The following is a 408-nucleotide window of genomic DNA, read 5'->3' as shown; positions in this document are numbered from 1 at the left end:
CATGCCGGTGCGGTGCAGCTCCACCACGGTGGCGACGCGCTGGCGGAGGTAGTCGGCGGACTCTCCCCGGCGAGGCAGCAGGTTGTAGAGCGCGGCGAGCTGCCCCAGCTCCGAGTCCGCCTTGTTCGCCAGCGACTCCTCGACGGGAAAGCCCCGCGCGAGCGCGTGCCAGCGGGAACGCATCAGCCGCGTCAGGCCTCCCTCCATCTGCTCCAGCTCCTGGGCGAGCGTGGAGAAGAAGAGGTTGAGCTTCGTTCCGGACTGCAGAACGGGCGGCAGGTAGCCCACCATGCGACGTCTGCGTTGGTCCGCGCTCATCCGACACCCACCAGCTCTGCCCCGCCGAACTGCAGCCGGACGTCGGCTCGCACCAGGAGCTGGGTGACCTGGGCGGGCACGACATGGGCG

The 408-nt window shown here is 70.1% G+C and carries 1 protein-coding gene; it reads right to left on the bottom strand.

Features of this window, described 5'->3' with window-relative positions:
• Nucleotides 1–318: hypothetical protein (locus D7Y04_RS43135; protein ID WP_147477365.1), on the bottom strand; the 318-nt coding region annotated here is incomplete at its 3' end.
• Nucleotides 319–408: the final 90 nt, after the last annotated feature.

The organism is Corallococcus sp. AB038B (genome assembly GCF_003668955.1).
GTDB classification, from domain to species: domain Bacteria; phylum Myxococcota; class Myxococcia; order Myxococcales; family Myxococcaceae; genus Corallococcus; species Corallococcus exiguus.
The sequence above is the reverse complement of the archived record's forward strand: the minus strand, read 5'-3'. Positions and strand labels throughout refer to the sequence as shown.